The sequence below is a fragment of the Paenibacillus sp. J31P316 genome (genome assembly GCF_056269105.1).
Genome location: NZ_JBWDNI010000002.1, coordinates 558,944 through 584,229 on the forward strand (window position 1 = coordinate 558,944; position 25,286 = coordinate 584,229).

General features: G+C 54.2%; 22 protein-coding genes and 1 pseudogene. 6 read left to right on the plus strand and 17 right to left on the minus strand.

Translation table 11 applies throughout. The annotated features are described in order from the left end of the window. Positions 1 to 2: 2 nt before the first annotated feature. The 8 genes and pseudogenes from AC0YNU_RS07865 to AC0YNU_RS07900 form a co-directional block, all read right to left on the minus strand. Positions 3 to 2,066 carry an alpha-amylase family protein gene (locus AC0YNU_RS07865; RefSeq protein WP_475754979.1) on the minus strand — a complete coding sequence of 688 codons (2,064 nt, stop codon included), beginning with the start codon at positions 2,064 to 2,066 and terminating at the stop codon, positions 3 to 5. 210 nt (positions 2,067 to 2,276) lie between these two features. Then, positions 2,277 to 2,696 (minus strand): DUF2185 domain-containing protein, encoded by a 420-nt coding sequence (locus AC0YNU_RS07870; protein ID WP_475756218.1) that lies wholly within the window; start codon positions 2,694 to 2,696, stop codon positions 2,277 to 2,279. Continuing rightward, positions 2,670 to 3,173: pseudogene (locus tag AC0YNU_RS07875) on the minus strand (DUF2199 domain-containing protein); the annotation flags it as partial. The pseudogene AC0YNU_RS07875 and the gene AC0YNU_RS07870, both read right to left, overlap by 27 nt. Before the next feature lie 101 nt (positions 3,174 to 3,274). Next, positions 3,275 to 4,267 (minus strand): hypothetical protein, encoded by a 993-nt coding sequence (locus AC0YNU_RS07880; RefSeq protein ID WP_475754981.1) that lies wholly within the window; start codon positions 4,265 to 4,267, stop codon positions 3,275 to 3,277. A gap of 138 nt (positions 4,268 to 4,405) precedes the next feature. Beyond that, complete coding sequence (locus AC0YNU_RS07885) at positions 4,406 to 5,140, minus strand: SGNH/GDSL hydrolase family protein (RefSeq protein ID WP_475754983.1); 735 nt, start codon at positions 5,138 to 5,140, stop codon at positions 4,406 to 4,408. Between the two features lie 211 nt (positions 5,141 to 5,351). Next, complete coding sequence (locus AC0YNU_RS07890; protein WP_475754985.1) at positions 5,352 to 6,332, minus strand: aldo/keto reductase; 981 nt, start codon at positions 6,330 to 6,332, stop codon at positions 5,352 to 5,354. Between the two features lie 184 nt (positions 6,333 to 6,516). Beyond that, positions 6,517 to 8,022, minus strand: a complete 1,506-nt coding sequence (locus tag AC0YNU_RS07895; RefSeq protein WP_475754987.1) for a peptidase G2 autoproteolytic cleavage domain-containing protein — start codon at positions 8,020 to 8,022, stop codon at positions 6,517 to 6,519. Between the two features lie 43 nt (positions 8,023 to 8,065). Beyond that, positions 8,066 to 8,227 carry a stalk domain-containing protein gene (locus tag AC0YNU_RS07900; protein WP_475754989.1) on the minus strand — a complete coding sequence of 54 codons (162 nt, stop codon included), beginning with the start codon at positions 8,225 to 8,227 and terminating at the stop codon, positions 8,066 to 8,068. A 202-nt stretch (positions 8,228 to 8,429) separates the two neighbouring features. Here AC0YNU_RS07900 and AC0YNU_RS07905 point away from each other — a divergent pair, with 202 nt between their 5' ends. After that, on the plus strand, positions 8,430 to 9,680 hold the full coding sequence (locus tag AC0YNU_RS07905) for an MFS transporter (RefSeq protein WP_475754991.1): 1,251 nt from the start codon (positions 8,430 to 8,432) through the stop codon (positions 9,678 to 9,680). Between the two features lie 165 nt (positions 9,681 to 9,845). On the opposite strand, the gene nfsA is transcribed toward AC0YNU_RS07905, so the two are convergent. From nfsA to AC0YNU_RS07930, 5 genes are all read right to left on the minus strand, one after another. Beyond that, on the minus strand, positions 9,846 to 10,595 hold the full coding sequence (nfsA, locus tag AC0YNU_RS07910; RefSeq protein WP_475754993.1) for an oxygen-insensitive NADPH nitroreductase: 750 nt from the start codon (positions 10,593 to 10,595) through the stop codon (positions 9,846 to 9,848). Between the two features lie 66 nt (positions 10,596 to 10,661). Continuing rightward, positions 10,662 to 11,396: an AAA family ATPase gene (locus AC0YNU_RS07915; RefSeq protein ID WP_475754995.1), complete on the minus strand. Its 735-nt coding sequence runs from the start codon at positions 11,394 to 11,396 to the stop codon at positions 10,662 to 10,664. A gap of 11 nt (positions 11,397 to 11,407) precedes the next feature. After that, positions 11,408 to 12,676 carry an ABC transporter permease gene (locus tag AC0YNU_RS07920; RefSeq protein ID WP_475754997.1) on the minus strand — a complete coding sequence of 423 codons (1,269 nt, stop codon included), beginning with the start codon at positions 12,674 to 12,676 and terminating at the stop codon, positions 11,408 to 11,410. Positions 12,677 to 12,686: 10 nt separating this feature from the next. Continuing rightward, positions 12,687 to 13,388, minus strand: coding sequence for an ABC transporter ATP-binding protein (locus AC0YNU_RS07925; protein ID WP_475754999.1), 702 nt, complete (start codon positions 13,386 to 13,388; stop codon positions 12,687 to 12,689). Between the two features lie 222 nt (positions 13,389 to 13,610). Then, entirely contained in the window at positions 13,611 to 15,533 is a 1,923-nt protein-coding gene (locus AC0YNU_RS07930) for an ADP-ribosylglycohydrolase family protein (protein WP_475755001.1), read from the minus strand. A gap of 157 nt (positions 15,534 to 15,690) precedes the next feature. On the opposite strand from AC0YNU_RS07930, the gene AC0YNU_RS07935 reads away from it, so the two are divergent. After that, on the plus strand, positions 15,691 to 16,650 hold the full coding sequence (locus AC0YNU_RS07935; protein WP_475755003.1) for a helix-turn-helix domain-containing protein: 960 nt from the start codon (positions 15,691 to 15,693) through the stop codon (positions 16,648 to 16,650). A 7-nt stretch (positions 16,651 to 16,657) separates the two neighbouring features. Here AC0YNU_RS07935 and AC0YNU_RS07940 read toward each other — a convergent pair whose 3' ends face one another. From AC0YNU_RS07940 to AC0YNU_RS07955, 4 genes are all read right to left on the minus strand, one after another. Continuing rightward, complete coding sequence (locus AC0YNU_RS07940; RefSeq protein WP_475755005.1) at positions 16,658 to 17,539, minus strand: carbohydrate ABC transporter permease; 882 nt, start codon at positions 17,537 to 17,539, stop codon at positions 16,658 to 16,660. A gap of 18 nt (positions 17,540 to 17,557) precedes the next feature. Then, entirely contained in the window at positions 17,558 to 18,466 is a 909-nt protein-coding gene (locus AC0YNU_RS07945) for an ABC transporter permease (protein WP_475755007.1), read from the minus strand. 97 nt (positions 18,467 to 18,563) lie between these two features. After that, entirely contained in the window at positions 18,564 to 20,336 is a 1,773-nt protein-coding gene (locus AC0YNU_RS07950; RefSeq protein WP_475755009.1) for a type 2 periplasmic-binding domain-containing protein, read from the minus strand. 497 nt (positions 20,337 to 20,833) lie between these two features. Next, on the minus strand, positions 20,834 to 21,679 hold the full coding sequence (locus tag AC0YNU_RS07955; protein WP_475755011.1) for a helix-turn-helix domain-containing protein: 846 nt from the start codon (positions 21,677 to 21,679) through the stop codon (positions 20,834 to 20,836). Positions 21,680 to 21,803: 124 nt separating this feature from the next. Here AC0YNU_RS07955 and AC0YNU_RS07960 point away from each other — a divergent pair, with 124 nt between their 5' ends. The 4 genes from AC0YNU_RS07960 to AC0YNU_RS07975 all read left to right on the plus strand — a co-directional run bounded on the left by AC0YNU_RS07960 (position 21,804) and on the right by AC0YNU_RS07975 (position 25,256). Continuing rightward, positions 21,804 to 22,664: a phytanoyl-CoA dioxygenase family protein gene (locus AC0YNU_RS07960; RefSeq protein ID WP_475755014.1), complete on the plus strand. Its 861-nt coding sequence runs from the start codon at positions 21,804 to 21,806 to the stop codon at positions 22,662 to 22,664. 38 nt (positions 22,665 to 22,702) lie between these two features. After that, positions 22,703 to 23,539, plus strand: coding sequence for a phytanoyl-CoA dioxygenase family protein (locus tag AC0YNU_RS07965; protein ID WP_475755016.1), 837 nt, complete (start codon positions 22,703 to 22,705; stop codon positions 23,537 to 23,539). A 323-nt stretch (positions 23,540 to 23,862) separates the two neighbouring features. Then, on the plus strand, positions 23,863 to 24,807 hold the full coding sequence (locus AC0YNU_RS07970) for a hypothetical protein (RefSeq protein WP_475755018.1): 945 nt from the start codon (positions 23,863 to 23,865) through the stop codon (positions 24,805 to 24,807). A gap of 206 nt (positions 24,808 to 25,013) precedes the next feature. After that, positions 25,014 to 25,256, plus strand: a complete 243-nt coding sequence (locus AC0YNU_RS07975; protein ID WP_475755020.1) for an NHLP leader peptide family RiPP precursor — start codon at positions 25,014 to 25,016, stop codon at positions 25,254 to 25,256. The last annotated feature ends 30 nt before the right edge of the window (positions 25,257 to 25,286 follow it).

The following is a 25,286-nucleotide window of genomic DNA, read 5'->3' on the forward strand; positions in this document are numbered from 1 at the left end:
GTTTATCTGATTAGACCGTTAGCCGCTTCGCCTACTGCGATGACGCCGGGCGACATCGCTCCTAGGCGCAGGCTGAACGTAACGCGATCCGAATGCCATTCCGCGTCTGCTCCGGATACGGGCAACGGCGCAGCTTTGCCGCCGAGCAATGCGATTGGCACATGAAAGGTCAGTTCCGCGTCCTCATCCGTCAAATTAAAGACATTGATAACGCCGCCGGCTTCATCCGCGAGCGTATGCAGATGGATATGCTCGGCAATGCCATGGAAGACGCCGCGTACGAAATACGGCTTCAATTGCTTGTATACGTTCATCTGTTCGCAATAATTGGCGAAGCGCGCTTCCTTGTCGTACGGCGCCAACGCGCCAGATATTTCCACGCTTGGATGGCTGGTCTTGCCGCCGATGCCGAGATGGCGAATCGTCGAGGCGCACCACCAGAAGAACACGCACTTGTCATTGTCGGCGGCCATCGTAATGTGCAAATAGAGCGGAATGCTGCAGCCCAGGTTGTAATAATAGAGCGCCAGCGCCTTGCCCGTCTTCATATCCTCGATGCAATTCCACATGTACTCGAAGCCCCAGTTCTCGTCGTAGCTGCCGATTCCCGGCGCGCCCTGGCGGAAATACGTCGGAATGTAGAGCGAGGTTACCCATGGCGATACGGAGTCGTGCACCTCGGTCAGCACCTGCGGGCATGCAGCGCGAACGTCGTGAACCAGCCGGTAGACAGCTTCAATATGGTCCAGCGGCGTCGATGGCACCTGATGTCCGTGGTTCGGGTTATAACACGGGCCGCGCCAGTCCATTTCGTCGAACATCATGAATCGGATGCCTTGCTTGGAGATCGCGAGAATCCGATTCAACTTCTCTTGATAGAATTCCGGGTCGCAGAGGCACATCTCCCAGAAGTGATAGCCCCACACGGGATCCATTTTCTCCGGCTGCATCGGTCCGTACGAATGCTGCACGAAATAGTGTTCCGGCCAATGCGGCTTATACGCGCGCAGTATCGTCCGATAACCGAGATCCAAGCCGTAATCGTCCTTCAACTCGCGGATCAGATCGGACACGGTGCCAAGCCTTGATTCATCCCACAACGTAAGCCCTTCCGCGACCTCCCAGCCGGGATCCAGATAGAGCAGCTCGCAGCCGCAGGCCTTCGCCTTCTCGGCCTCCCGCAGCAGCGCTTCCTTGTGATAATGCAGCTTCAGCTGCTCCGCATCCGAGTGGTACCAGCCGATGTCGTACAGCTCGTTCCAATTCACCGGCGGATCGTAATCCGCGCCATGCGTATGTCCCCGGGATTCCTGGAAGGCACGATAAATACCGTAAGCCGTCCGGATCGCTCCTTCGTACGGAAAATAATGCGTTTGCCCGAAAACGAACGTTTGTCCGGGCGCAAGCCTACTAACGCCGAACGGTTCGCCGAGCAGCGCGAGTCCCGCCCCGCCGAAGCGAAGCAGCCCTTCGCCATCGGTATGATCCGTTCTCGCCATGGCGTATTCGATCTGCTCGTTGTTGTATTTGATGACCACGATTCCTCGGTCCCCATCGCCCCAAGCCCACGCTTCCGAGCGCAGACCGATCTCGTCGAACGGCAGCACTTCTCTCGATGCGTCCACGTACATGCTGTTTTTCGCTTCGCCGACCAACAGTTGTTCGACCGTAAAGTCATGGACAGTGCCGTCGAGCTCGACCAAGAACGGAATCGCGCTTAACCGCCAGGCAGCCCGACTGGACAACGCTGCCGTGAAACCGAGCATCACTTGATCGATCGTCACGTCGTTCGCATTGGTGTTCGTGATGGAGATTCGCTCCGCGATGCCTAATCCGTCATTTGTAAACGTTTGCAAAATCGTGATGCCGGAACCGCCGAAGCTGCCTCTCCCTTCCGTTGCGCCATCGTTAACTGTCCACTCCAAATGCGGCAATTCAAGTACCGCAGGCGCTTGGCCGTTCATGCCGGCCGTCAACGCGTATTGATAAGGCCGATCGGAATAAACACCTTCTGAATCCGTGGTTTCGAGGTACGGAGAATGGTCCTTGATCGTCACTTGAAGCATGTGCTTAGCCTCTTTTCTGAGAGATGGGAATCATTGGCGTCTCTTATTTCCTAATATATCAGATGATATTCACGTGTCAATGCCTAGAAAGAAAAAGACCGCCATCATGTTATGGAGTTCTGTTTTAAATTCAAAATCAAAATAGACATTAAAAATGGCGAGCAAACTGACAACAGTTTTGACTCGCCTTTTTTATGATTTGTATCTAGTTCATGCATCCGGATTTACCCATTCCACATCAAGAACAAATTCGCCATGTTCGTCTCTGAAAAACGCCGTGCCTGGCCGTGCATCAAGATACGAAATTATATCCGGATCATAATTGCAAATGGTATTAACTTGATAGACAGCACTGTTTTCCGAGTTGTCCATGTAATCCTGGTCTTCGTCACCAGCCATGAACCTCCAACCACTATCAGGATTGCCGTTTTGGTATGGTTGTTCTCTGTACATAAATCCAACCTTACAGCCATCAACCGTAATTCTATTTGTCGCTATACATCCCTCCTCCGAATCTATAAGCCTTTTTATCTCATCCGCTGAAATTGCAAATTTCTTGCTTCGTGTAGTAGACGTGTCGAACGAATCCGAACCATCGCTCTTGTTGTTTGCACAAAGCTCTTCAGCTATTTGCTGAACACGTTCGATTGTTACACCATCTCTCAATTCTACAGCTAGCGGGTGGTCCGTCGCTTCAAGTTCAATATAGGGGCTAATTCCACCGCCTCTATGATGTATTTTCGCCTTTAAATTAAGCGTATCAGGATAATTTGGCAAAACTGAAGAAAACCATCCAAACATTGGCTCCAACACTTCTTGATTGTTGAGGTTTTCTCTTACGTTCTTATAATTTGCTTTACTTAAAGAAATCCAAACGCCCCAAATCAACTCTTCATTTGTTCCGATGATCGAGATTTCAACATTTCCTCGAATAAAGAAGTGTTCATTGTCCATAACACAAAAATCTTCACTTAGTTCAAAGACTTTTTCTTGTTCCTCAGGTTTTGCAACTTCGTAATAGAGCGGGGCTGAGCTTCCATAACTCCGTGGAAGTTCATCATAATATTCGCCACAACAACCACATGTATATCCTTTGGAATTATTCATTCTACCCTCCAACTACATTTGTTTTAATCATGATGGTCTTATCAATACTTTTTTTTAAAATCCTCTTGCTATTTACCGCCCCATCCAGGCGCTTAAAGCGGTTATTCAAAAATTTTCTCTGCATCTTCAAGAATACCGGAGAGCTTCATTCTGACACGAGGAACCTTATCAAGTTCATAATAAGCTTTTAACACGGATTCAATTTCAACATGATTAGTTTGAATTATTTTGTAAACCAAACGGTCCCGATAAATGTTTCCACCCGGTATCCCGGAATTCGCCATCGTATCCAGCGCGATTAAACTAAACGGTCTGCCTTTATTTAACCACGACTTCATCCTATCCCAGTTAGGCATGCTCGCGGCTGCAAGATTCCCCCAGCTATCGTGGTGTGAAGTAACATTCTGTTCCATCCAATCAAGCACTAGGTTAGAGCGGAAGCGAGATAAACATGCATTTGCGCTCATGGGCAATTTCTTTAGTTCCACATCTTTTAACTTTTTAAACACAAGAGTTAACCCTTCGTCTTGTGGCAAACAGCGTGCAACCGCACTAGATATTTCGGTAAGTAAGCCATCATCGTATTCTTCACAAAGTTCTCTGACCCAGCTTGAAGCTGATGTTTCTAATACATCTGCTACTATTTCTAACATTCGAGATTTAATTTCATAGTTGTCCGTGTTGTAAAACTTCGTTTTGATTGCATGCAGAAGCTCTTCTGAGTCATGGCATCTGAAAGCTTGGATACTATCATTTTTCAAAAACCACTGCGTAATTGTAAAATCAATTAAGTCCCCCAGGTTCTTTTTCACATTTTCTAATGCAGGGGCTCTTTCTTCGTGAAGAATTTCAAATTCTTCTTCCGGCTGGCACGCTTCACCATTTTCGTCGTAAAAGTCATCGTGCAAATAAAAACTTAAAGGCCCATGGAGAACGGCAAGGTTATACCACTGAAAGGGACGTAACGATAGCGTCTTTAATCGATTATGGCATCCATAACACATTTTGTAGGGGTGTTGGGGCAAGTCGGATTCTTCTTCAATTTGCACATGCTGATGCTGACATGCTTCGCACCTATTATTGAAATCTGACAACAAACTCACCTGCTCTTTTAGAATAAGAATATGCCCACATCTCAAAAATGACGAGTCAAGACTGTTTCCAGTGTGACCGCCATTATTAATATCATTTTCAGTTTATTACCGCCATCATGCGCGGTCTCTCTTTCTCTCTTAATCTTCCATGTATTTACCCTTAAGGGACAGGTGAAACACTTCTTCTAAAAGCGTCTTTGCAATCACCCAATGGCCTTCCCTCTCCGGATGAATGCCATCTCCGTAAACGAAGTCAGCATGTTGATCTCGTTGTTCGCCGATAAACGCCGCCAAAGGCGCGTAGATATCCACCACCTGATCGACGATTCCAACCAAGTCGGTTTTTATCCAATTCCCATACTGCTGCAGCACGGATGAATAATCTTCATAAGGCTCCATGTAGCTGTAATTGTCCATGCCATCGGGCAGCAGCTTGCCGGAGCTTACGGAAAGGGAGTCGAATGGCGGCGGCGTCATGACAATTACCTTGGCACCGTAGGCTTTGATCGTCTCGATGAGCGCCAGCATGCCTTGCTTATAAGCCTCGAACCGTTCGCCCGACAACGGATAATAGATGCCATCATTCATGCCGTAACAGACGACGACCCATTCAGGTTTGCTTTGTTCCAAGGTTTGATCTAGACGGTTCAACACGCATGGACGCGGAAAAGGGTGATCCGGTTCGCTAAGCCCGGACACCGTTTCGCTGCTCAGCCCCAGATTAATCAACTCCAGCCGCTTATGAGGCATCTCCTGCGTAAAATAATCATTCATGAGCGCGATGTAGGTTCCATTTTCGGTAATGCTGTCACCCAAGAAGACAATCCTTTTGCTATCCGGTATTTGTCCGCCTTTGTTCAAGATACGTTGCATGCTGTTACTCCTCTTCCTCTACAAACGGGATTGGTGTCGATAAGCCGTCACAGTCACATTCTTAACTTTGCGATCAAATAAAATCTGGTAAACGGTCTCTTCCTCCTAATATAGCAGGTGATCGTTGGCAGTCAATGCCCATTAGAAAGAGACCGCCAGCGCACGCGGTCTCTCTTCATACAGCTATTCAACGTCTGAACGTATAACCGTCCTACGTAGCGCCGACCACTGGATGCGGCACGTACAGCTCTTCGAGCGATTTGATTTCATCCAGCGTTAACGTAATCGCCAGCGCGCCTACCGCTTCTTCGAGCTGGGCGTTATTCGTGGCCCCGATGATGGGAGAAGCCACTTGCGTCTTCTGCAACAGCCAGGCAAGCGCGATCTGGACGCGAGGAACGCCGCGCTGTTCCGCGATGGCAGCAACCCGATCCACGATCAACCGGTCTGCGGCCGCGGTGGCATCGTATTTCATCTTCTGCGCTTGGTCCGTTTCGGAACGATACGTCGTTTCGGACCAGTCGCGTGCCAATCTGCCGGAAGCGAGCGGGCTGTAAGGGATAACGCCGATCTTCTCTTCCTTGCAGAGCGGCATCATCTCCCGCTCCTCTTCGCGGTAGATGAGGTTAAGGTGATTCTGCATGGAGACGAACCGGGTCCATCCATGCCGTTCCGCTACATGCAGCGCCTTAAGGAACTGCCACGCGTACATGGCCGATGCACCGATATATCGGACTTTCCCTGCTTTAACCACGTCATGCAAGGCTTCCATCGTCTCTTCGATCGGCGTTCCGTAATCCCAGCGGTGAATCTGGTACAGATCCACATAGTCGGTCCCCAGCCGCTTCAGGCTCTTGTCGATTTCGCTCATGATCGCTTTACGCGATAGTCCGGCACCGTTAGGTCCCTGCTCCATGCGGAAATGAACCTTCGTGGCGATGACGATTTCATCGCGGTTGGCATAGTCCTTCAATGCTCGTCCGACGATTTCTTCGCTGGAGCCGACCGAATAAATATTGGCCGTATCGAAGAAATTGATGCCGAGCTCGAGCGCCCGCTTGATCATGGGACGGCTGTTCTCTTCGTTCAGCACCCAAGGATGCGTCCAACGTTCCGCAACGCCGTAGCTCATGCATCCCAAGCAGAGGCGAGAAACGTCCAATCCGGTATTTCCGAGCTTCACATAGTCCATTTGCTTCCCTACTTTCCGAAAGATCGTATTCCGTCCAGCTATCTTTCCGTTTACGTCGATGTCTGCCTATGTATGAATCGCTGCTATTATCTCACTTCGAGTTCACTCGAAGTCAAGTTAAAGGCATGAAAACATGCCAGGCTGCCGAATGCTCAGGATATCTTCCTATTCGGCAGCCTGATCTTTAGTAGCGAAGTCCCAACAGGACAAGAATCCGGTTAGGACCGGTTCTCTTCAACACGTAATACCCTCTGAACGCCGCCGAAGCCACGCCGTCGTCGTTAGTCGCGCACAAGCCTCCCGGCACGCAAGTCCCGTCATCGCGCACCAGCAGCTTGCCGACCATCCCGACCGCGACCCACTCCGGCCGTTGCAGCCGCGGTACGTATGGCTGCAGCGGATTCCAATCCGGATTTAGTCGAGGCTGCCGCTCCGTGCGTTCCGGCTCTAGCAGCACGCCGTTCGGATCCCGTTTCTCAGGGACTAGCACGTCATGATACTGGGTTTGTCCCCATTCATCGGTCAGGTATTTCTGATGCCAGCCGAGCTCGGCGTTCCCGGAGAGAAAAGCAGGCTTCCCGCTTGTGATGCCGACGATATACGTATCCCTTGCATTCGCGACGCGAACCTTGTCTTCCGTCAGCGCGACAAAATAGCCCGGCGCAATCGGGTTGCCGTCAGCGGTTTCGAACATCTCCGCGTAATCCGCGGCCGGGCTGCTGACGGTACCGTCGATTTTCACGTCGCCGTTGCTTAATATTTTGGCGGCTATGCCGGGCGATTCCGGACTTGTACCATTCGCCAAGTACCAGGAGTACGTCTGCTCGTTGGCTGAACCGAATTTCCCCATAACGTGTACGCCTTCGAGGTTATTCGCCGATGTGCTTTGTCCTTCCGCATGCGAGAACAGCGCGTTCGCAACGGTATTGACCCCTTCCGCGTGGGAAGCGAAACCGCTCGCGGTCGTCAGCGCGCCTTCGGCATGCGCATTCTGTCCGCTGGCGATCGTTTGGCTGCCTTCCGCGTGAGCAAGATCCCCGGATGCCAGCGTGGCTTGCCCCTCCGCATGCGAGAACAGTCCGCTGGCCACATTCAAGCTGCCTTCGGCATGCGAGGCTCTCCCGCTCGAGATCGTGTTCTCGCCTTCCGCATGCGCGCTTTGCCCGGAAGCGGTCGTCGACAGTCCCTCCGCATGGGAATCCAAGCCTGAAGCGACGGTCAGTTCCCCTTCGGCATGGGCATTTATACCGTCAGCGAGCGTGTCGGCGCCTTCCGCATGCGCATTCGCTTGATTCGCGCGCGTCCGCTGGCCTTCCGAATGGGAGCGCGCTCCCAGCGCTAGCGTAAATTCGCCTGCCGCATGCGAATATATTCCTCCTGAGACCGAATTCCCTCCTTCCGCATGGGACGCAGCGCCGGATGCCAGCGTAAAGTACCCTTCCGCATGCGAAGCAAAGCCGGTTACGGCGGCGCCAAATCCTTCGGCGTGCGAATAAATGGCATTGGCGGTCGTGCCTCCTCCTTCGGCATGGGCGGCGTCCGAGCCCGTGACCGTCAAATACCCTTCGGTATGCGAGGCGTACCCGTTCGCCCTCGTCTGGTATCCCTCCGCGTGCGAGGCTCCCCCGTTCGCCAGCGTGTTCACGCCGATCGCCGCGGAACAGATACCCGGTGCCTGTGCATTGCACATTCTATCGCGCTCCTCCCGTTATGAAACTCAAGTGGTTACCTTTTCATAGTATGGTTGAAAGCGATTTATGATTGGATGCCGCGGGTTGAAAACAAAAAGAAGGATCGCTCGCGGCAATCCTAGTGCTTGTGATTAGAATCGTTTTGCTGGTCTGGTTCCAGCTGACTTCAGCACCCAGCTGCTCGGAGATGAAGCGGATCGGCACGAGCCACGATCATCGCCCCTTCTGCCATTTCCAGTTATTTACTAGACGGGATAGGAGCGTAAATGTTCCAACGTACGATAAATGACGAATGAATCGGTCTCGAGGAGGAGCAACGATCATTCTGGCGAAGCTATTCGGACATGGGTGGATCTTATACAATGCTTGGAGAACAAGAAAACCGGATACCGAAAGGGTGAAATGCATGTCGTCCAAGCAAGCCGCCCCATCCCCATCCCTGCTCGGGAATCGGTTCGTGCAAACGATTCTGATGTCCACGTTGTTTTTGCAGATCGGGATTTGGGTGCGCAATATCGCCATCTTGCTGTATGTCAAAGAAATGACGCATGACGACGCGTTCGCCGTGTCGCTCATCTCGGTCGCGGAGTATGCGCCTATCTTCATCTTCTCGTTCATCGGGGGGACGTTCGCGGATCGCTGGCGGCCGAAAAGGACGATGGTCAGCTGCGACTTGCTCAGCGCGGGCTCTATTCTCGCCATTCTTGTCGCCTTGACGTACGGCTCGTGGAAAGTGGTATTCTTCGCGACGCTGGTATCTTCGATCTTGTCGCAATTCTCTCAGCCGTCCGGCATGAAGCTATTCAAGCTGCATGTGCCGGAGCACTTGGTGCAGAAGGGCATGTCGGTCTACCAAACGCTGTTTGCCGTGTTCATGATATTCGGTCCTGTCGTCGGCATGTTCGTCTTCCAGACTTACGGGATCGAAACGGCTATCGGCATTATGGGCATCGCCTTCCTGTTATCGGCCGCATCGCTCTCCTTCCTTCCGCGTGATCGACAGGAGAATGAAGCGAAGCAGCACACGCAGGTGGTGGCAGACATGAAAGCGGGGTTCCGCTACATTCGGAATAACGCCATCCTTCGCAAGCTCGGCGGCAGCTTCTTTGCCGTAGGACTCGGCTTTGGCCTGATTCAGCCGATGGGAATCTTCCTCATCACGGAACGTCTCGGAAGACCGGATTCCGACTTGCAGTGGTTCGCGTTGATCAATGGCGTCGCCATGATTATCGGAGGCGTGCTGGCGATGGGCTTCGCGAGCAAAGTCTCCCCGCAGAAGCTGCTTACCTTCAGCATGGTCATCGTCAGCTTGACGATTATCGCCATGGGCTTATCCACGAACTATGCGCTGACGCTAGGGCTGCAATTCGTAAGCGGACTGGCATTCCCGTGCATCAATATCGGAATCAACACGATGATGATGAAGAACACGGAGGATTCGTTTGTGGGCCGGGTAAACGGCATCCTGAGTCCGTTGTTTACAGGCTCCATGGTCGTCATGATGCTGTTTGCCGGCGGCATTAACGACGCGTTCTCACTCGCCGCGGTGTATGTCCTTGGCGGTCTGTTCGTCCTCGCGGGCTCGGTTGTACTGGTACCGCTGTTCAAGCTGAAGGACGTCGTTCCGACTGGACAAGAGAAAGCAGCCAGCAGCTAGCCCAATGCGATATTAACTGCGATAGTAGATGCGAGAGAACAGATGCGAGATAGCAAATCGCAACGCTATACGAGCACAACACAAAAACCTTCTTCGGCCGCAGCTGCGCCAAAGAAGGTTTTTGGCATTTTCGGAGGGTTGTCCCGTTGGCAAGGATAACCTTGCCTAGTCCAATCGGAAACCCTGACTTTCCAAAAAGTCTCGCATATGCGGCCGCAGATTCTCCAAACGGAACCGGGCAGACATTTCCTTCGACCAGACGGAGGATCGCCCTCCCCCTGTGCGCCGTGCGTAATACTCGGCCATGACTGAGTCGTACGCGTCGATGCCCTCCGCGAAGCCGGCTTCGGAATAGGCCTCCTCGTGATACACGATCGATACCGGCAGCCTCGGCCGCAGATCGGGCGCTTGATCCGGCGTGCCGACGCACATGCCGAACACCGGATACACCAGCTTCGGTAAGTTCAGCAGCTCGGCGACTTCGCGAGGCCGATTGCGAATGCCGCCGATATAGACGACGCCGAGCACCAGCGATTCCGCGGCAACGGCCGCGTTTTGAGCCGCGAGCGCGCAATCTACGGTTGCCATGATGAAGGCTTCCATATTCGACGGCAGCTCGATCCCCTCCGCCTCCGCCGACCTTCTGACTGCGGACTGCAGCCGGTTCAAGTCTGCGCACCATACGAGAAACAGCGGTGCCTGCTCGACGTGCTTCTGATTACCCGTGAGTTCCGCCAACCGTTTGCGCTTCTCTTCGCCGCGGACCCCGATGACGCTGTACGCCTGAATATTGGATGAGGTGGATGCCGCCTGTGCCGCGCTCAAGATTGCCCTCAATTGCTCGTCAGTGACCGGATCCGGCGTAAAGCTTCGAATGGAGCGGTGCTTCTTTATGAGAGAGATGATTTCGTTCATGGTGTAGACCTCCTTGTATTCACGTATGCATGTTACCCGTTATCAGCAAACCAGTATCAAAAGGACTTAATCCCGTTCGTCCTCGTCCCCTTCGTCATTGAACAGCTCCTTCAACACCCGTCCCCGGTTGTCCAGAAACCGCCTCGTCACGATGTAATGGAGCGTATCCTCATAGCGAATTTCTCGGACCGGCACCGAATCGAAATCATAAATCCGCGCATCCGGATAGCCAAGCAGAATCGGAGAATGCGTCGCGACGATGAACTGGGCCTCTCCCTCCAGATCGTGCATAATGCGCATGAGCGCCAGCTGCCTGGCCGGCGACAGCGCCGCCTCGGGCTCGTCGAGCAAATAAATCGCCCGTTTCCCGAAACGATGCTTGAACAACGAAAGGAATGCTTCGCCATGGGACTGCGCATGCAGCGAACGTCCCCCGTAGGATGGGAGCGATTCCGGCATGGAGTCGATGTGGGAGGCAAAGCTGTAGAACGTCTCGGCTCGAAGGAAGAAACCGTTCGTGATCTTCGGCAGCCAGGACAGACGAATATGCCCGCCGAGCGCGGATCCGGAAGCATCCACGTCATACGCGTTGTTGCGCCCGCCTCCGGCCGTGTTGAAGCCGCACTGGTAAGCGATCGCTTCGAGCAGCGTCGACTTGCCGGATCCGTTCTCCCCTACGAAGAACGTCACGTTCGACTCGAAAGTTAATGACGTTAATGATCGAATCACCGGAATCGAGAACGGATACTGCCGCTGATCCATCTCCTCTCGGCGGTCAATCGTAATGCTCCTTAAGTACATGCTCTCAGCTCCTAAGCTTCTTCTTCCTTCCGGTCCATCCGGAGCAGCATCGTAGACGATACGATATTACAGACCAACATCCAGATCAATACGCCCGGTACGCCGGCTAATACTCCCCAAGGACCATATGCCTGCATGCCGCCTATTAAGCCGAATAGAGCAGCGGCCGGAACGACGAGCCAGAACCGCACGCGCTTAGCCGAATTGCGAAGCGACGCATCCGTCCAGCGGAACTGTCTGAGGAACGGTTCGGCGATCATGCCTCGCCAGTGGGAGATGACCCAGCTCGAGAGCAGCAGCAGCAGCGCGACAGCGACGAAAGGCTTGATTACCTCAGGCGAAAGAAAGACAGCCGCAGCCGAAACGAAGATAAAAATCAGCCATGTGCGAACGAGCGGCAGCCGCCGAATGAACGCTTTGATAATCATCTCGCCGAGAATCGTCTCGCCGTTGAACGTCTTGAAGATCCGATTCGAGCGGCGGAGCAAGATCGGCCGGCTGAGCTTGACGCGCGGTTTCCGCTGAATGACGTTCCGCAGCAAGAGCTGCGTGCTGGCCAGCCTCGCGAGCTGTTCCTGCTGCACATCGGACTCGAAGGTATCTCTTGCACGCAGCTTGACGCGAAGCAAGAACACGATTGTCGCCACGCCAATGAGTATAGGAACAAGCAGCTCGAGCGGCGATGTACCGAGCACGATCATCGGCACGAGATACGTACCCGCGAGCAGGAGCATGGACGCCGTCTTCATCGCCCATTTGCGAAAGCCAGAGAATCTAGCCTCGATCATATTTCTGCCGAATGCCCCAATAATAGCCCATATCCAAGTGAACAGCATCATCGCGATCATGGCCGATGCCGAGAAATGATGGACCGCCAGGAAGAACGGGAACAATACGGCATAGATTAGCACAGTCACGACGAGCAGCGTCAGCGCTGTATAGACCGCTCCCCGCCGGAGCAACCCTCTGCCCCACGACTGTTTCTGCAGCAAGAACAACACGTCGGCTTCTTCCGTAAACGTTCGAAGTCGGCCCAAGAAGATGACGATGAGCGGCATGCGTTCGCCAGTCCATAGCGGAAGCTTGACGAGCCAATCCGCCGGATGATGCCATAGATCCAAATAAGTGCCGCCGCCGATCCACAGCAGCGGAAGAATGAAATACACCCAAACCGTCCAGTCCAGCGCGGTCCGCCACGCTTTCCACTGCTCCAGCCAAAACCGGCCCAGCCTTCGCCTGAACAAGGTACCGATGCGCCAATTTACCATCTGCTTCTCCATTCCATACCTCCTATGTCAGCGCATAGAAGCAATCGGTCAGCGGCGCGTCGACGGCGCACCCTGCTTGCTCCCGGACCTGTTCGAGCGTCCCTTGCGCCACGACGGATCCTCCGTTTATGAGGATAATGCGATCACAGATTTTCTCGGCGGTATCGAGCACGTGCGTGCACATCAATACCCCGGCGCCACGTCGGCGTTCATCCTGCAGCAGCTCAAGAAAATCCCGCGTTGCCCGCGGATCGAGACCGACGAACGGCTCATCCACCACGTATACGTCCGGCCGCAGCAGGAAGCCGATGATGAGCATCATTTTCTGCTGCATCCCCTTCGAGAAGCCGGTCGGCAGCTTATGCCGCTCGCCCGACAGGCGAAACCGCTCCAGCATCCGCTCCGCCCGCTCCAGGAACGTCCGCTCATCCAGCTCGTACGCGGATGCGGCCAGCTGCAGATGCTCCCACAGCGTCATATATTCATAGAGCACCGGCTGCTCCGGCACATAAGCATAACGTCCTTGTTCGCCGCCGAACGTCACGTTCCCGTCCACGCTGCGCAGGAGGCCCAGCAGCGACTTGATCGTCGTGCTCTTGCCTGCGCCGTTCGGACCGATCAGGCCGACTAATTCTCCCGCTTCTATCGAGAATACGATATTTCGGATGACATCCGCATCCGCCGCGTATCCGGCTTTCCGAATCTCTACGTCTAGCACAGCCACGATTTCATTACCTCCAACCGGCATTGCCGTCTTTTACGATCGATTGCCGTTCCAATCTGGCAACCGTCATTCGCTTGCTTATGATGAAATCATACCACTCCGAGACAACCTTGTCCTACTATAAGCATCTGGTATAACTAACGTCAACGTCAACGGCAGCACCAGAAGGATCGCATGGTAAAAAGGCCGCCAGCAACGGCAGCCTTAGGAAGCTATACTAAGCTAAATATAAGAACCCAGATCCCACACATGCTTCGTGCAGGTGCCCTTCTCCGTGAATATAAAGCTGAATTCCGCCTCCCTGCTCCGGCGGATAAGCTGAACGAGCATCACATTCTCGCCCTTGCGAAGCGTAATTCCTTCCAAATGACGGTTCTCGGCCGTCCACCAATCCGCATGCTCCGACGCGCTGATGCGTTCCCCGTTCAGCCACAAGGCGTACGCGTCGGAATGGCCGATCTGCAAGTGAACCGTCCGATCCTCGGGACAGTAGATACGGCGTTCCGCCCAGATCGCGCACGGCCCTTGGAAGCCGATCAGCTCGGAGAACAGCATGCGGTCTTCGTGAATTTGAACGAGGCGTCCGGAAGAACCGCCGCCAGCCGCGGGATGATGCCCGGCATCGTCGTCCGGCTGCGTATTCAGGTGATATTGCCGTACGAGGTCATCCGTTTCGTTCTTCGTGCCGGCCGGAAAATGCGGATAATACCACTCGCCGAGCTCCGTGTGCGGCAGCACGGCGGCATTGCGCCAATACGGTCCGTATACCCGCCACTGCTGCGCGCCGTTCAAGCCGAACGAACGGTCTTGCTCGCATGAACCGTCGCTCCAGGTCGCTTCGATTCGGTTATGCTCGTGCACCACGCCTATGGATAACGGAACCTCGATGGAGAGCGGGACCGCCACCGACTGGTTTCCTTGCAGCTCGACGCGCTTGCGAAGGCTGCCTCCCCGCTCCGCTGTCAGCCATCCATCCGGCAGCCGAACGGACAACAGGCCCTGGCGGTAATGCGCCGTACGGTTGCGTACGACGATATCGATGCGCTTCTTCATCCCTGCGCCGATAACGGGTATGCCTCCGTAATCGATCGCGATTTCGATTTCCGCGGGTTCAGCGGATAATGGCAATGGCTCGATATCGGGCGCGTCCAGGATGCTGATCGTGGTATTTCGCGACGCCGCGACCGCCAGGCCCACTCTGCACGTGTCCGCGGCCAAGTCTTCCAGCTTGTTGCTGACGCGCGTGACGTCGACGCTGAGCTTATAGCTGGTATCGTAGAAGTTATGCTTATCAATGAGGTAGTTAGCGCCGTTAATAATGCCGAGCAGCGCGCCGGCCGTCGCGCAGCTGCAGTCCGTGTCGAAGCCGCAGTTCAAGGCGATCATCGTCGTTCGAATGAAATCGCCCTCTCCCTTCAGCAGCGACAGGAGCGTGAAGCCGATATTTTGATACAAATTCGTGCAGTCGGGATGTCCGTAATCGCGCAGAATGAGCGTCCTCACTTCCTCCCAGCGCTCCGTCGTCCCGCACCAAGCGATCGTATCCTCCGCCAAGCCGCGAATCCGGCTGCCTTCGGGCAAGTATGGCATGCCTACGGCGAGCAGCAGCGACAGATCGGATTCGAAGAAGGCCTCCGCTTCCATCGCGGCAAGAAACTGCTCGGCGAACACGGAATCGCCTTCATGGTCAAGTACGCCGTCGAGCGACGCATATGCAGCCGCAAGCGCCGGGTTTCCCGGACTGATGCAGGCCCATATCTCCGAACGGATGGGACAGCCCATGCCGTTCACGTAATAACGGTTGTTGAACCCGCCGGAATAGGGCGGATAAATACCCCTTGCGTAATTCTTCATGAAGTACGCATACTCGCCGGGCGCGTAGGGGCATTGACGGTAGAAAGCATCCGCCAAGTCCATGGAGGTGATATGCACGCCTTTCTTCTCCACGACCTCGAGCCACAGCACCTGCAGGTCCAAGTCGTCGTTCGCGAACATTTCTTCGATCGCCTTGGGGTCGTACTCGTAATGAAACAGCTCTTTGCGGCCCTCATAAGGCGCGCCGATCGTACCGGCGATGCTCTTGCCGAGCCAAGCGCCGTACACCTTATCCAGATATTCCTGATACGCCAATGTTCGGTTGGCCAATGCGAATCTCTCCTGTCGTATGGCATGCGATTGCGATCCAACATGAGTATAGCGCTTCGGCATTAGGCTCGCTTGCACGATCTGTTGATGCATTTGCAGGATTCGACTATTATTCTAGGAAAGGCATTCAGGAATGAAAGAGAGGCGTATTCAGACGATGACCAGACTGATATCGGCTGCCGAATGGGGCGGCCTGCCTTACTTCTCCGCTGCCTTCGATCAGTACGGCTGGGAGCGCAGGGAAGAACCTTGGGAGTTCCCGAAGCCGCCCGAGACGGGGATGTCCCGCTACGAGCACGATGCGGCGCGTAAGCGCTATCTTCGCTCCATGCCCTTCCATCATCTCCTGTTCTTGACGTCCGGTGGCATTCGGTACGAGACGGAAGACCAAACCTTCGCCGTCGAAGAGGGCCAGCTCGTGCACGCCGCTCCCAGCCGCCTGCACCGGATGGTATCGGACCGGCCTTTTCGCTACGTCTGGATTCATTACCGGCTGTTCGTCCCCGAACCGGTCTTCTCGGCGCGCATTGCCGCGTCGGACGCGCCGCAAACCGGCCCGATCGGTTCCGTCAGCGGCCTGATCGAAGCGACGGTCGATCTGCCGATCCATATCGTCCCGCGCGATCCCGAGCCGATCCGCCAACATATGATCGGCATCGTGAACGAATGCTTCGCGCAGGAATACGGGCATGCCGCCGCGGCCCAGGGCCATCTCCGGCTGCTGCTGACCTCGCTCGCGCGCGAAGCGATGCGGAATCAAAGTCTATACAGAACCGTCAGCAGCGATTCGCTGATCGACGAATCGCTCGCCTATATTCATGCGCATTACGCCGAGCCGCTTCGCGTGGAGGACCTCGCCGCGGCCGTAAATTTAAGCAGCGGGTATTTCATCGCCCGGTTCAGAGAAGCGACCGGTTTCAGTCCCGTCGATTACGTCATCCGAATGCGCCTGAATCAAGCCAAGAAATGGCTGCAGCGCAGCTCCTGTTCGCTGACGGACATCGCGGAGCGGTGCGGCTTTAATTCCCTCTCTTATTTCAGCCGCCTCTTCCAGCGGGCCGAAGGCTGCGCGCCGAGCGAATACCGCAGAAGGTTCCAAGCCGGGCTGTCCCTTTAGGCGCAGCTCATTCCTTGACGGAACCGAGCATGATGCCGGATATAAAGTACTTTTGCAGGAACGGATAGACGCATAGAATCGGAATCGATGCCACGAAAACCTGCGCCGATTTGATCGTCCGGTCGGACACCATGCTCATGAGCTTCGCATACTGCTGCGTCATGACCTGGGAGTTGGACTGCACCAGAATCGTCTGCAAATACGATTGCAGCGGATAATGCTTCTGGTTGTTCATGTAGATCAACCCGTCGAACCAGGCATTCCAATGGCCGACCGCGATGAAGACGATCAACGTCGCTATAATCGGCATCGACAAGGCCAAGTACAGCTGTCCCAGGATGCGAAAATGTCCCGCTCCGTCCATGAACGCCGACTCCTCGATCTCCTTCGGAATGTTGCGGAAGAAGTTCGACAGCAGCAGCACGTTGAACACCGACACCGCGCCGGGCAGCACCAGCGCCCACATGGAGTCAAGGATCCCCGTATATTTGACGATCATGAAGGACGGCACGAGTCCGCCGGAGAACAGCATCGTGACGACTAGATACCAGGCGAACGTCGATTGATGCTTGAACGACGCCTTGTTCTTGGATAGCGGATAAGCGATCAAGATCGTCAACAGCATGCTGACGACCGTACCCAGCACGACGCGTTCCAGCGACACGCCCATCGCGGTCCAATATTCCGATTTGTTTAAAATATACGCATAGGACTTGAACGTCCATTTGACAGGCCACAGCGTCACTTCTCCCGCGTTGACCGCGCTGCTGGCGCTTAACGATACCGACAGCACATGAAGCATCGGCACGACGCAGCTCAGCGAGAACAGAATGAACACCAACCCGTTAAGCGACGCGAAGACGCGCCTTCCCATGGAACGATTCTGCATGATTCCCCGCCTCCCTTCCTAGAAGATCCGATGATCCGAAATTTTGCGCGCGACGTAGTACGAGACCGAGATCAGCACCAGGCTGACGACCGAGCGGAACAAGCCGATGGCCGAAGCCAGCGAATATTGCGATTGCTGCAGCCCCATCCGGTAGACCCACGTATCGATGACGTCGCCGGTCGAATAGACGAGCGGACTGTAGAGCATCAGCACCTGCTCGAAGCCGGCGTTCAGAATGTACCCCATGCTGAGCGTCATCATGAGAATAATGGTCGACTTAATGCCCGGAATCGTAATGTGGATGATCTGCTTGAAGCGGCTCGCGCCGTCCATGACCGCCGCTTCGTACAACGTCGGATCGATGGTCGTAATGGCGGCCAGAAACACGATCGTGCCGAAGCCGGTCACCTGCCACGTCTCCGTGCCGACCAGCAGGAACGGGAACAGCGCGGCTTTCGACAGGAACATAATCGGGGCGATGCCCAGTTTGCCGAGCAGCACGTTGATCAGCCCTTCGCGCGAGAGCAGGTCGCGAAGGATGCCGCCGAGGATGACCCACGAGAGAAAATACGGAAAATAGATGATCGTTTGCACGACGCGCCTGAATAATTTGGACAGAATCTCGTTCAGCAAGACCGCGATGACGATGGCGGCCAGCGTCTCGACGATAATTTTCATCGAAGCGATGAAGAGCGTGTTGAGCACGACCTGCTTCACGTCGGGGATGTACATCAAGCGGCGGAAATTATCGAACCCGACCCAATCGGAGCGCAAGAAACCGAGACTCGGCTCGAACCGCTGGAAGGACATCACGACTCCGAACATCGGAAGATACGCATAAATGAACAGTACGACGACCGGCGCGATCAGCATGGCGTACAAGGCCAGCTGTCTCCGCGGAATCGTAAACGCTTGCAGCAATTTCATGGTTTCCCTTCACTCCCATTCAGCGTCTCGCGCGTCCGCGCGGATAACAAAGCCCGCGGATGCAGCATCCGCAGGCCGTTGCCGCGAGCGTCGTGCTTTATTTGCTCTCGAACCATTTCTGGATGCTGTCCTTGTTCTTCGCTTCGAACCATTTGTTGACGCCCGGATAGACCGCGGACATGTAGAGCGCGTCGTATTGCTTCAGGAAATCGTCGTACTGGGCGATGTCCCCGCCCTTCACCACGTTCAGGAACATGACGTCGTATGCCTTCTTGATGATCGGCGCGTTGTCGATCATCTCTTGCGTCGGCATCGCGGTGTACTCGTTCATTTGAAACGCTTTGTTCTTGATGTAACTGTCGACGACCGCAAGGCTGCCTTGGTCGGTATAGGACAAGTAAGACGGGAAGCCGGCTTTGTCGTTCTTGTCGGCGTAAGCTTTCGCCTGATCGTAGAAGAGCTTGTCGGATTCCGGCATGCCGTCGGCCTTGCCCGTCTTGAACGCATTACCGACGACTTCGAACGCTTCGTAGTTAAACGACGGATTATATACAGGCATCGGATATGCGAGGAAGATGCCTGAATTATCGACCGGATCGGTGTTGTATTTGCCGAACTGCATCGTCTCCGGGTTGTTGTTCAGGTCGTGGAACAGGTTCTCCATCTCGACGAGCGCTTCCGGATGGGCTGCGCCTTTCTTCGCGACGCTCACGCCGAGCACGGTCGCCGCCGTTACCGAAGATTTGGCCTGCTCGCCGTCCGCCGACGGTATGGCGACCGGCAGCCATTTGGAGTCCGGATGCTTGTCGAGGTTCAGGTTAAGCGGCCACCATGCGTCCCACAGTCCGCCGAACACGATCGAGGACTGGTTATTGACGATCGATTCGTTGTACTTCGCATCGTCGAACGTCGCGAAATCCGGATTAATGTAGCCCTTCTTGTAATAATCCTGCAGCTTGAGCAGCGCTTTGCGCGTATTCTCCCTGTGCTCGGGACCGAACATGCCGTCTTCCAGCTCGCCCTTGCCGTTCTCGACCCAAATATTCGGATAGGCATGGAACATATTGAAGAAGGCGTCGCCGATGCCCCAGAACGTCGAAGCGATGTTCGCGTCCTGCAGCGCGATCGGATATTTCTCGCCGCCGCTGTTGTCGTAATCGTTGTTTTTGAACGCATCGAGTATCTTATCCAAATCGTCGACCGTCTTCGGCAGCGTCAATCCTGCCTTCTGCACGTTGTCCGAGCGCATCCATAGCATGAAGCCGGAATCGTGGTACGTCTGTCCGTTTGGAATGCCGTACACCTTGCCGTTCCTCGTGACGCCTTCGAGCAGGCCGGCATAGTCGCCCGTCAAGTATTTCTTCATATATTTCGTGCTGTAGTCCTTCAAGACTTGCGTTAAGTCCTCCAGCTGCCCGGTCGAAGCCAACCGTTCGAACTGCGATGGCGAGACGTAGAAGAAATCGGGCAAATCGCCGCTCGCGATCATCAGGTTCATCTTCTCTTCGCCCTGCGCTCCGGGCGACGTCCAATTGAATTTCATGTTAATGCCGAGCTTCTCCGACCATGTACGCGTGTAAATATTGCTTTCGAGCGTGTCGGGCTTCTTGAGGTTGGATGCGACCTCGTTGTTCGTATGCACGGTCGTGACCGTAATCGGCGGATCGAATTTGCCGAACGGATCTTTCGTCGGCTCCGCGTTCGGATCGAGCAGCTTGGCGATATCCGTTGCCGATCCGGAAGAATTCGAGCCGGAAGCGTTCGAGCCGGAGCCGGCAGAATCGTTATTGCTGCAAGCGGACAACGAAATCGTTAATGTAAGGCAGACTGCAAGCGAAACCGGTTTTACGAGAAGTTTCTTCTTCATCATGCAGATTTCCCCCTGTACGGGCTCGACGATCCCCGTCATTTGTTTGATGCTTCCTTTATTGCCCGCATTGCATGTTCCTGCGAAATGACTCTGTTCCGGCGATACCTGGTGTAAGCATTTCCTCGGGAACGATGTAAGCGCTTTAAGTTCTGATTGAATTATAGAGCACCCGCTGGTGGCAGGATTGTATAATCAGGCGCGCATTTGTATAATTGTCAGAAAAAAATAGACGGCACCCTTCCGGGAGCCGTCTAGTCATTCCATATAAAGAGGCAGCGATTCTATTCTGTTAACAGCCTCTTAACAGCCTTTCATCTGTCTCTTGTTTATCTATTGTCTATCTCTAGCCTACCTCTTGCCCATCTCTTGCCTATCTCTTGCCTATCTCTTGCCCGTTTTTTATTTACCTTACAGAACCGATAATACCCGACATGCTATTGGATATTCCCATAACCCGGGTCCGCGATTTGTAAATTAATACTGCAGTAATCATGCATTTATTGGAACGCATGCCCTTCGCGGTAATCTTGAGGCGTCAGCGACAGATGCGCCTTGAACGCCTTGGAGAAATGCGCCCCGTCGTAGAACCCGCTGACGACGGCGATTTCCGTAATCGGCATGTCCGTCGTCTCCAATAGCCGCTTGGCGATTTCGACGCGCGCGGTCAAGATATATTTGCCGATCGTCGTCCCGGTCACCGTCTTGAAGAGTTGATTCAAGTACCGTTCATTGAGCGAATGGCGGGCTGCCACTTCGGGAAGCAAAATTTTGCCGCCCGCGTCAAGCCGCTCCTGAATATCCTCGATGACTTGGCGGACGATCGTCTCATGCCGGTTAGGCTGTCCGGTATTCTCGAGTTGCTCGACATACATCCGCGCGAAGAAGTGAAGGAAATAATATTTGGCCAGCACGGATTTCTGGCGGTCCATGCGCAGCTCGGCAATAAGCGCCCGAAAGTCCGTCTGCAGACCCGGCATGGACAGCGGCGCTTGGTCGAGCTTCAGCTGCCCGAGCAGCTCCCCGATCTGCGCGTTCAACGCCGGCGAGTCGAATCGGAACATGACATAATACAAATCGAAGGCACCGTCCTCGCAGCAGCTGCTTCGTACGTTATCCGGCACGTAGATCAAATCGCCGTGCTTGAAGTGCAGCGTGCGCTTGTCCTGAACGACCGTGTTCGTCCCCCGGGTATAGTAATTCAATTCGAATCCCGAACCCGAGCCGTTCCACCCTCTGTCTCGCCAGAAGCCGAAGGAATGAATCGAGAACCGCTGCCATTCAGAATCGAGTAATTCAATGACCGACTTCAATAGCGATGTGGATTTGGTCTCGTTGCTCCGCATGGTGATCCTCACTTTTTTCTTACAATTTTACAATTGATAGTCCATCTTTACAATACGTATGCCGTAATGTGATCTATACTCGGTTCATATTCACTAGTCCCATCAAGAGAAGAGGATGTGAAGCATGAAGGACATGAATGGCCTTATTACACAAGCAGATAAAGAATTTTACAAGGAGAACGGTTATTGGGTCAGCCCCGTCCTGTTCAGCGAGCATGAGATCGAGGAGCTGCGCCGTGCCCACGAGCGTATCTGGGCATTCGATTACGACGGCGACGGCTATCCGCTTGACGAATGGCGTCCGTCGAACAACCCGAAGATGCTTCGCAAGATCGACAATTCCTGGTGGATCAACGACGCCGTGCGCGCTGCGGTGACGAATCCGACGCTCGGCAGGCTGGCCGCCGGGCTGATGGATAGCAGTGAAGCGAGATTGTGGTACGACCAGGTCATCTACAAGCCGGGAACCGGCACGGGCGAGAAAGACGCGCTATCCCCGGGCAACGTCGGCTGGCATCAAGATTATATCTATTGGCAGTGCACCGATACCGACAATTTGGTTACGGCTTGGATTGCGCTGCAGGATACGGATCTATCGAACGGCTGCATGTCGGTCGTCCCGGGCTCGCATAAGTGGGGCCTGCTGGCCGGCAGCGACGCGTTCTTCAATCGCGATCTCGAAGCGGTCAAAGACCGCATCGCCCAGGAATCGGGGAAGCAGTGGAAGGAAGTGCCCGTCACCTTGAAAGCCGGCCAAGCCAGCTTCCACCATGCGCTCACGATACACGGCTCCGGCCAAAACTATTCCGAGGACCCGCGTCTCTCCGTCGTCGCGCACCTCATGCCTCACGGCATGGCGTACAAGAAGCACGGCCGTCATAACGTCGATAACATCCGGCTGCTTGGACCGCGTCCGCAGGAAGGACAGCGGTACGATAATCAGTATTTCCCCCTGCTCTATTCCGAGAACGCCGAGAACGAATAATTCACGGCCTGAAGAAGGCTTAACGGAGGTAATCGACCATGAAAATGACATTAACGGCCGAAGAAATCAAAAACGGACGCCTCGAACCGGAGAAGCTCGCGATCGCGATCGAACAAGTGAAGGCGAACGGCTACATCGTATTCGACAAAGTCTATGGCGAAGAGCAAATCGCGGAGCTTCGCGCCGCGTTCGATCCGTTGTTCGACGAATATATCCAGCGCTGCGGCTACAATACCGGCACCAACCGCGCCCAGATGCACCTGCCGTTTCAAGCGCCGTTCAACGATCCGTCCATCATCGAGCACCCGATAGCCTTATCCGTTATCGACGGCCTGCTCGGCGAGTACAGCAAGATCACGTATTTCGCTTCGGACACGCCGATGCCGGGGTCGGACTACCAGGCGGTGCACTGCGACATTAATCCATTATTCCCGGATATGTCCGTTGCGCTTCCCCCGTTCAGCCTCGTTTTGAATATTCCGCTCGTCGATACGACCGAAGAGAACGGCCCGCTCGAAGTATGGCCCGGCGGCACGCATCTGCACGGCGACCGCGCGAACCAGGATACGCTCGGCGGCATCGTCAATCCGCACATGCATATCGTCAGAGCCTCGGAATACATGCATTCCGAGAAAGTCTACATGTCCGCGGGATCCATCGTCATCCGCGACATCCGGATGTGGCATCGCGGCACGCCGAACCGTTCCGCTTATCGCCGCACGAATATCGCGCTGATCTACAATCGCGATTGGTTCGGAACCGGCTATTCCATTCCAATTCCGCGCGAAACGTACGACAGCCTGCCGAAACGCTCGCAGCAGCTGCTTCGCACGGAGAAGGTCGGGTATCCGGTGAGAATGCCTTGGGAAATGTAGGCTAAGCATAGGAGACGAGGCATACAGCAGCGCATGAAAGTAGTTTGATTGGCCTTGCGTAATTCGAAACAGCCCGTTCAATGATGAACGGGCTGTTTCATGGTTGTTCTTGCGGTTACTGAACTAATGAATGCCCTCTCTGATCTAGCAGCCGGACGAGAGAACCCGCGGTAGCATAAAAACGATGGTGCGATACGCCGATAGAAGGTATATTGAAAGAACAGCTATATTCGCCTTAAACGAGCCTATCTGCGGATTCGATATATGAATTGCGACTTGCGTGCAACGTTCGTCATGATAGCGACAATCACGGAGGATGATGAATGATGCCATGGAGATCCGAATACGAAGAAGAACTCATCGCCGTGTTCCGCGAGGCGGAGCATCTGATCGAAGCTTACCCCGCGCCATTGAACGCGAAAGGCCTCTCTTACATGCAAGCCTTCAATCCCCTCCATCCATCCAGCACCAAGAATCATATTTGTTACCTGCTCCCGTTCTGGATGAAGCCAATTACGAACCTGGAACCCCAAGTATACCGGCAGCTCTCGCTCGCGAATGTATTCGTCATGCTTTACTTTTTCATCCAGGACGATCTCATGGATACGGCGCCTGTCGATTGGAAAGAGAAGCTGGCGCTCGGCAATCTATTCCATCTGAACCTGCTGGATCTATATCGAGGTTTATTTGAGCATGACTCGCCGTTCTGGGGCCGTTTCCGGGATTATGTGACGGACTGGTCGTTGGCCGTCGCGTATGAACAGCCGACGAGCAGCTTAAACCCGGCCCAGTTGGCCCGGAAAGCCTCCCCCGTCAAACTGGCGAGCACCGGTGCGCTGCTGCTGGCTGAGCGCCCGGATCTTGAACCTGTCGTATGCGATGCCGTCGATCTTGTGCTCGCCACATTGCAATTCTCGGATGATTGGGCGGACTGGGAGGAAGATTTCGATCTGAAGAGCGCGAACAGCCTTGTCGGGATGATTTCCGCCGAGCGAGATGCCGAGGCCGCTCCTCTAACGAAGAATGACGTGAAGAACGCAATTTACGTGAACGATGCCCTTACCCGATATGCTCAACTGGCCCAAGCGAATAGTCATGCACTGGACAAGCTTTCGCTTCCGCTCCCTCACCTCGTTACATTTCAAGCGAATCTGGCTGACCATTTGACAGCTACGTCGCAGCGTTTGGCACAAACGAAGCGGCAACTGTTGGATGGTGGATTTTCGTATTTGTTGTCGAATGCCATGCCTGCTCGATCCGGTCATTAATGTACGTACAATAGCCGCATCAACAGCAATCCACCTTGCCACGGTAAGGAAAAATCAAACCAATCCGCCTCGAAGAATCGTCCTGGAGCGACGATTCTTTTTTATATCTTTTGTCATATATTAGCGAAAATAGCACTAGATTGAAAGACCCATTAATGGTACACTCTTCCTGATAAAATATTCCTACTAAAAGGTGCGTGTCGACAATGTCCGAACAAGTAACAAGACAACAAATCATCGAGAAAGCCTGGTCCGACGAAGCATTCAAAGCCAAATTGCTGGCCGATCCGAAAGAAGCGCTAAAAGAAGCGTTCAACCTTTCGATTCCGGATGACATCGAAGTAGTCGTTGTCGAAGAATCGCCGAAGAAAGCCGCGCTGGTTATTCCACAGCATCCTTCTGAAGTATCCGCTGCTGACGGCATCGAAGCCGCTCCTTTCACGTGGTAACTTCCGTTCCTAATAGACTGCAATAACTAA

Excerpts from the sequence above, each read along its gene's own strand:
- AC0YNU_RS07865 (WP_475754979.1), bottom strand. The coding sequence starts at position 2,066 with ATGCTTCAAGTGACGATCAAGGACCATTCTCCGTACCTCGAAACCACG.
- AC0YNU_RS07885 (WP_475754983.1), bottom strand. The coding sequence starts at position 5,140 with ATGCAACGTATCTTGAACAAAGGCGGACAAATACCGGATAGCAAAAGG.
- AC0YNU_RS07890 (WP_475754985.1), bottom strand. The coding sequence starts at position 6,332 with ATGGACTATGTGAAGCTCGGAAATACCGGATTGGACGTTTCTCGCCTC.
- AC0YNU_RS07895 (WP_475754987.1), bottom strand. The coding sequence starts at position 8,022 with ATGTGCAATGCACAGGCACCGGGTATCTGTTCCGCGGCGATCGGCGTG.
- AC0YNU_RS07905 (WP_475754991.1), top strand. The coding sequence starts at position 8,430 with ATGTCGTCCAAGCAAGCCGCCCCATCCCCATCCCTGCTCGGGAATCGG.
- nfsA (WP_475754993.1), bottom strand. The coding sequence starts at position 10,595 with ATGAACGAAATCATCTCTCTCATAAAGAAGCACCGCTCCATTCGAAGC.
- AC0YNU_RS07915 (WP_475754995.1), bottom strand. The coding sequence starts at position 11,396 with ATGTACTTAAGGAGCATTACGATTGACCGCCGAGAGGAGATGGATCAG.
- AC0YNU_RS07920 (WP_475754997.1), bottom strand. The coding sequence starts at position 12,676 with ATGGAGAAGCAGATGGTAAATTGGCGCATCGGTACCTTGTTCAGGCGA.
- AC0YNU_RS07935 (WP_475755003.1), top strand. The coding sequence starts at position 15,691 with ATGACCAGACTGATATCGGCTGCCGAATGGGGCGGCCTGCCTTACTTC.
- AC0YNU_RS07940 (WP_475755005.1), bottom strand. The coding sequence starts at position 17,539 with ATGCAGAATCGTTCCATGGGAAGGCGCGTCTTCGCGTCGCTTAACGGG.
- AC0YNU_RS07945 (WP_475755007.1), bottom strand. The coding sequence starts at position 18,466 with ATGAAATTGCTGCAAGCGTTTACGATTCCGCGGAGACAGCTGGCCTTG.
- AC0YNU_RS07950 (WP_475755009.1), bottom strand. The coding sequence starts at position 20,336 with ATGATGAAGAAGAAACTTCTCGTAAAACCGGTTTCGCTTGCAGTCTGC.
- AC0YNU_RS07955 (WP_475755011.1), bottom strand. The coding sequence starts at position 21,679 with ATGCGGAGCAACGAGACCAAATCCACATCGCTATTGAAGTCGGTCATT.
- AC0YNU_RS07960 (WP_475755014.1), top strand. The coding sequence starts at position 21,804 with ATGAAGGACATGAATGGCCTTATTACACAAGCAGATAAAGAATTTTAC.
- AC0YNU_RS07965 (WP_475755016.1), top strand. The coding sequence starts at position 22,703 with ATGAAAATGACATTAACGGCCGAAGAAATCAAAAACGGACGCCTCGAA.
- AC0YNU_RS07970 (WP_475755018.1), top strand. The coding sequence starts at position 23,863 with ATGATGCCATGGAGATCCGAATACGAAGAAGAACTCATCGCCGTGTTC.
- AC0YNU_RS07975 (WP_475755020.1), top strand. The coding sequence starts at position 25,014 with ATGTCCGAACAAGTAACAAGACAACAAATCATCGAGAAAGCCTGGTCC.